Origin of the sequence: Acinetobacter sp. YH16031 (genome assembly GCF_013417335.1) — a bacterium.
Taxonomy (GTDB): domain Bacteria; phylum Pseudomonadota; class Gammaproteobacteria; order Pseudomonadales; family Moraxellaceae; genus Acinetobacter.
The window spans coordinates 99,927-105,994 of record NZ_VPED01000010.1 but is presented as its reverse complement, the minus strand read 5'-3'; the positions used below and the strand labels follow the sequence as shown (position 1 = coordinate 105,994).

General features: G+C 44.0%; 5 protein-coding genes. 1 reads left to right on the top strand and 4 read right to left on the bottom strand.

All coding sequences use genetic code 11. The annotated features are described in order from the left end of the window. Nucleotides 1-931: 931 nt before the first annotated feature. From pgsA to uvrC, 3 genes are all read right to left on the bottom strand, one after another. Nucleotides 932-1,519 carry a CDP-diacylglycerol--glycerol-3-phosphate 3-phosphatidyltransferase gene (gene pgsA, locus FTV31_RS06950; RefSeq protein ID WP_004781631.1) on the bottom strand — a complete coding sequence of 196 codons (588 nt, stop codon included), beginning with the start codon at nt 1,517-1,519 and terminating at the stop codon, nt 932-934. A gap of 107 nt (nt 1,520-1,626) precedes the next feature. Further along, on the bottom strand, nt 1,627-2,421 hold the full coding sequence (locus FTV31_RS06945) for a thioesterase family protein (protein ID WP_180013870.1): 795 nt from the start codon (nt 2,419-2,421) through the stop codon (nt 1,627-1,629). Between the two features lie 118 nt (nt 2,422-2,539). Further along, entirely contained in the window at nt 2,540-4,339 is a 1,800-nt protein-coding gene (gene uvrC, locus FTV31_RS06940; protein ID WP_166136811.1) for an excinuclease ABC subunit UvrC, read from the bottom strand. 224 nt (nt 4,340-4,563) lie between these two features. Here uvrC and FTV31_RS06935 point away from each other — a divergent pair, with 224 nt between their 5' ends. Then, complete coding sequence (locus FTV31_RS06935) at nt 4,564-5,628, top strand: AAA family ATPase (protein WP_180013868.1); 1,065 nt, start codon at nt 4,564-4,566, stop codon at nt 5,626-5,628. Here the strand turns inward: FTV31_RS06935 and FTV31_RS06930 are convergent. Then, nucleotides 5,625-6,041, bottom strand: coding sequence for a PH domain-containing protein (locus FTV31_RS06930; RefSeq protein ID WP_180013873.1), 417 nt, complete (start codon nt 6,039-6,041; stop codon nt 5,625-5,627). The genes FTV31_RS06935 and FTV31_RS06930 overlap by 4 nt on opposite strands. Nucleotides 6,042-6,068 lie beyond the last annotated feature (27 nt).

The window sequence follows — 6,068 nt, the reverse complement described above, 5'->3', positions numbered from 1 at the left end:
TAGCTCATGAAATACGGTATTCTGATGTGACAAAACCTGAATCCTGGTCGTTAAAGTGTTTGTTTGCACTCATATTTTAACTGTTAGGACTCAGGTTTTTTTATTTAAAGCAAACTATGGGACAGCAGTGGCCTGACAAGGCTCTTTTTTTTTATGAATACTGCAAGAGCTAAACTGCGTTTTAACTAAGCAAGATAAGCGCATAATTTTACTTGTCAAAAAGGAAATCTATGAAAGATTCCCCTTTTAGTTTAAAGCCCTACTCTTTTTGTTTTTTACACAAGACAAGCAGCTATAAGTTCATAGAATAAAAAAACTCCTTACATGGAAATTTTTTTATCTAAGCTCAAGCTTTTCTCTTACGTAAATTAAGCGAAAGGTATCACTTCGAATGCTATAAAAAAGTAACCTATAAAAAGAATTCCCTTTTTAATTTGAAAATTACTTCTTCATCAGATCATGAGTTAAATACCTGACAAGAGACTCCTCGGATATTCTTTTTCTATAGATACTCTATTTCTCTTAAAAGCACTCTAAAAACTATTTTAACTTTCATGAAATCGAAAATTATTGACCTAAAAAACAGGCTCAAAACCTGTCATTTTCCTACCGTGTTTTTTAAATTTAAGCAGCCATTATCTTACTGAAAAGCAATCAGATTTGTATCAAAATAATCAATTGTAAATTCTGTATACATTGCTCTCACAAAACACAACATTCAGCTACAAGAAACCACATGATTTTGTGGAAGGTGCTCCCTATAATGACCAGCAAGAAGATGAGATATCTTTGAATAACTATAATAATAACTGAGAAATACCCCCGATTTCATCCCAGTTCTTCCCCCAAAGGCTGGGTATTTTTTTGCCTGCTATTTTTATATTTCCTATTTCAGCTATAAAAAAAAGCCCCTTTAAGGAGCTTTTATTGATTAAGGCTGTTTCAGATATGGCCAGGCTGCTTTTAGATAAATAAACATTGACCATAAGGTCAGTACCACAGCTGTATATAGCAAAGCATAAGCCAGCATTTCTAGCGGTGGCCAGTTCAGCAGGAAAACCGTAATTGCGATCATCTGGAACGCGGTTTTGTATTTACCCACTGTCGACACCGCCACACTGGTACGCGCACCGAGTTCAGCCATCCATTCACGTAAAGCTGAAACTGTAATTTCCCGTGAAATAATCACAATCGCTGCAAAAGCCATCGAGATCGAAGGTTGCCATTGCACTAAGACAATAAGCGCAGCAGCGACCATCAACTTGTCTGCAACTGGATCCAAAAAACGACCAAAAGCAGACGTCTGATTCAGAGTACGCGCCAGATAACCATCAAACCAGTCAGTGACTGCAGCCACTACAAAAATTGTCGTTAAGATAATATGCCGCGTCACATCAGGACTGGTTTCATTAAATCCCATTGCCGGTGGCCAATATGCGACCAATAAAAAAACCGGAATCAGGATAATACGAGCCAAGGTCAAGATATTTGGAATATTCAGGATACGACCTGTAGTCATAGACACCGCCAATTGTTCCCCTCATGTACGATGAAAATGCACACTTTTTTCGAGGTTTAATCCATCATTAATACGCTTCACTTTATACGAATTGACTTGAAGTGTCACTAGGCAAACACCGTCACTGTCTGTCTGGCCATCGCAATCAGCCGATTTTCTACATCCCACAGATAGGCATGTTCTGTTGAATAACCGTCAGCCGCATGGTCGGTAATCACTTTATATTTAAACCAATCATGTAGCTGATGCTGCACTGGATGCACATAGGTTACAGTCCAGGTCAGGCTGCTCGCTGGGGCCAGTGTCTGAAACATCGGTAACACCCCAGGTGGCCAGATGTCAAAAATGGCCATCAGGTCAGCTAACTGAAATTCACGGTCAGAATGTAGATCGGGATGGAAGCGGCACCAGCCTTCGAAATCAGGACGTACACTTGAACTGCAAGGCAGATTCAGGTCTGCCCATTTGAGTTCGAAATGATCAAAACACTCTGGTAGCTTGAACTGTGCAGGAATCTGGAACAGGGTTTCAGGAGGAGCATAATCCGGAGCCTGGATTTCCTGATGTACCTGAATGCTAGAATCGCGCGCTACGCCGAAACTGGCAATCAGAATGCTCTGAACAGCCTCATCCTGCCATAGACGCACTTCGATGGTAGTGACCGATTTGCCTTCACGCAGAATTTCCGCAGTTAGGCGTGCTTTGCCTTCCTGTACCGGGCCAACAAAAGTCACCCTGGTACTCAGCAAACGTTTAGTAGGATCATTGATTATTACCACGGCTTTTTGCATCATGACTGCAGCTGCAAGTCCACCGTAGATGGTTCTTCCTTGTCCCCAGCCTGGCGGCATTTCAATCCATTCTTGCTGCGCAATTTGTGCGTACAGTGTTTGCAAAGACATATCGATCCTTCAACTTTGTCTGATGAACCGATATATTGCTGGAAAAATCTATGAATAGAAATGACCTTTGACTCGAAGGTCAATGTGCATTTTTGCACTTGTAATTGATATAAAACGATTACTCATGCAGAACTTTATAAATCATCCGGGCCATGACCGAACCCAGACCCGGTACCAGTTGCAGGTCTTTTTCTGAAGCTTTAAGCACACCCTGAATCCCACCAAAATGGGTTAATAAATCACGACGGCGCTTTGGCCCTAGTCCCGGAATTACCTCCAGTACCGATGACCCCCGCTTTTTATCACGTTTGGCCCGATGCCGGGTAATGGCAAAACGGTGGGCTTCATCACGTACCTGCTGGATCAGATGCAAGGCCTTATGATCTTCTGGAAGCTGAATCTTGCTGCCATCGGTAAAATGCAGAGTTTCCAGACCCGGCTTACGTCCTTCGCCTTTAGACACACCGACCATAAAGGCATCCAGCCCAAGTTCCTGCATGACTTCCATCGCCATATGCAATTGTCCTTTACCACCGTCAATCAGCAGCAAATCTGGCAGCATGGCTTTTTTATAACGACGGGTTAAGGCCTGACGCATCGCGGCATAGTCATCACCCGCCTGAATATCATTGATAGAAAACTGGCGATAATCGCGTTTGCGCGCGCCTCCACTATCAAAGACTACGCAAGAAGCAACCGTATCTTCACCCATGGTATGCGAGATATCGAAACACTCAATCCGATCTACCGGCCGTCCTACGACCTCCTCTAACTGATGGAAACGTTCATTCAGCTCAAAGTGATTGGCCAGCTTGCCCTGAATGGCATGTTGCACATTCATCTGTGCAAGTTCCAGCCATTCGGCACGGGTTTCCCGAACTTTGGATTTGATCTGAATTTTCTTGTCAAAATGTTGAGAAAGTGCGGCTTCCAGCTCCTTCCGATCTGGCATTTCAATATTTACGATCAGTTCAGAAGGAATTTCATCGGCAACCTGGAAGTAGAAGTTGGCAATAAAATCCGAGAGCATTTGTCCCAGATCGTCACTCAGCATATCCGGAAAATAGCCTTTACCGCCGAGCATCTTGCCATTACGCACATGCATGATCTGCACACAAGTTACTCCTGCCTGGTAGGCAATCGCCAGAATATCTGCCTCACCTTTGACTTTATAAATCGCCTGCTGGGCCTGTACATCACGCAGTAATGCCATCCGGTCACGATAAAATACCGCCTTTTCAAATTCCAGATTTTCTGCGGCTGCTTCCATCTTGGCAATCAATTCCTGATTCAACTCTTTGGTATCGCCTTGCAGGAAGCGAATCGAATTATTGACATCTTCCTGATAATCCTCAGGTGAAATCAGGCCGACACAAGGGCCGGAACAGCGCTTGATCTGATATTGCAAACAAGGTCGAGTACGATTGGCAAAGAAACCATTCTCACAAGAACGTACATTGAATAATTTTTGCAGAATAACCAAAGTATCGCGGGCATTGTAAGCACTCGGATAAGGTCCAAAGAACTTGCCGACCTGATGTTTGCCCTTGCCACGACCGCTGGCAATCCGCGGATAGGGCTTGTCTGCAGAGACAAAAATATAGACATAGGATTTGTCATCACGCAGCATGATGTTATATGGTGGACGATGCAGCTTGATCAGGTTTTGTTCTAAGAGTAAGGCTTCAGTTTCTGAACGCACCACCAAGGTCTGAATGTCATAAATCCGTGCCACCAAAGCTTGAGTCTTGGGATGATCAAGGGTTTTGACAAAATAACTGGACACCCGATTTTTCAGGTTTTTGGCTTTTCCCACATATAAGAGTTCGCCATCTTTGCCATACATCCGGTAGACCCCGGGTAAGGTGGTCATATTGGCCAAGATTTTTTCAATATGAGGGCGTGCGTTCTCGTTCACCTAAAACCTATTTTTCACCTGCAATATGCAGATATATGTGATGTTTAATGTGTCATTTTCAAGCGATGACACAAAATTCACCCGAACTGTCATCGAAAGTGAAACAGGTTATGCCCAGACCGCCGTATTTATAAGCAACCCAATATGGTCTGATTGCTAAAAGCTATAAGTCGCCTGAACTAACTTTGCTATGCTCGACAGGTTCAATCTCGAGATGATCCAAGATGACAAGTTCCCAATCCGGTATTCATGTTGTGCAACCTGCCACTTCTAGCCATAGCCAGTCTGAGCGTGACCGTTTAATTGGGAAACCGCGTTTTCATTTTGAACCTCTGGCTGTGATGCAGTTGCTACGGGAACGGATCATCGGTCAGGATGCCGCCTTAAATGAAATTGAAAAAATGCTGCATGTGGTCAAGGCTGACTTTTCCAGTCCTGAACGTCCGCTTTCGGTTACCTTAATGCTTGGCCCGACCGGTGTCGGCAAAACCGAGACCGTGCGTCTGATTGCCGAAGCAATTTATGGTCGTCCTGATGCTTTCTGCCGGATTGATATGAATACTTTGGCGCAGGAACATTATGCAGCTGCCCTGACTGGCGCGCCTCCGGGTTATGTGGGCTCTAAAGAAGGCCATAGCCTGTTTGATGAAACCGCTATTGCCGGAAGCCATACCCGTCCCGGCATCACGCTGTTTGATGAACTGGAAAAAGCCAGTACTGAAGTGATTCGTGGTCTGATGAATGTACTGGATACTGGTCGACTGACGTTGACTGCTGGTACCAAAACCATCGATTTTCGTAACTGCATGATTTTTATGACCAGTAATGTCGGTGCACAGGCCGCGCAACAATATCTGGAAAAACTCAGCTATCTGCCGCAAAAAATGCAACAATTATGTCTGAAAAAAGTACCGACCCAGCAGATCATTGAAAAAGTCATGCAGCGCAAGTTCGATCCCGAATTTTTAAACCGGATTGACCGTACCTTGCACTATCAGGCCGTCCAAAATGATGCCCTGCCACGACTGGTTGAGATTGAGCTGGATAAATTAAATCAACGTCTGCAACACCAGAAACGACAGATTCACCTCACTGATGCAGCCAAGGCTCATTTTTATCAAGGCCATGACATCCGTTATGGCGCCCGTCATCTGGGCCGGAAAATACGGACTGAACTGGAACCAGTCTTAGCGATTTATTTTTTAAACCATCCAGAACAGCTACAACTCCATCTGGACTGCATTAATGGTCAATTGATAATTCAGCCTCAAGCATCCGATTCCAATTAAACTGTTTGATGCGCTTGAATCGCCTGAATCAATGCATCCGGGTCTTTAGGTGAAATCAGGACATATTTTTGTCGATCTGCCAACGTATAGCTAATTTTTAAACGCTTGAAAGACAAAGCAGGTGCAATTTCTGAGTGATCTGTAGGCTGGATATTCTGAATTGAATTAAGCGGAATTTGCCAGCTCAGCCACAAGCTTTTGATAATCAACTGCCCATCCTGCACGATATAACGGGTACTCCAGACCGGCCACCACACCAAGAGGATTGTGAGTATATAGACTGCGGTATGCACCGGATATTGAGCCATCGTCCCTTTGGCCTGCATGGTCAGTAGTAATTGCAATAACAAACCACTCATACAGATTAAAAATGCCAGCAACCACCAGTCTTTTTTGGAACGAAATACACGCATCATCTTCCCCCTATTTTGTTTTATCTT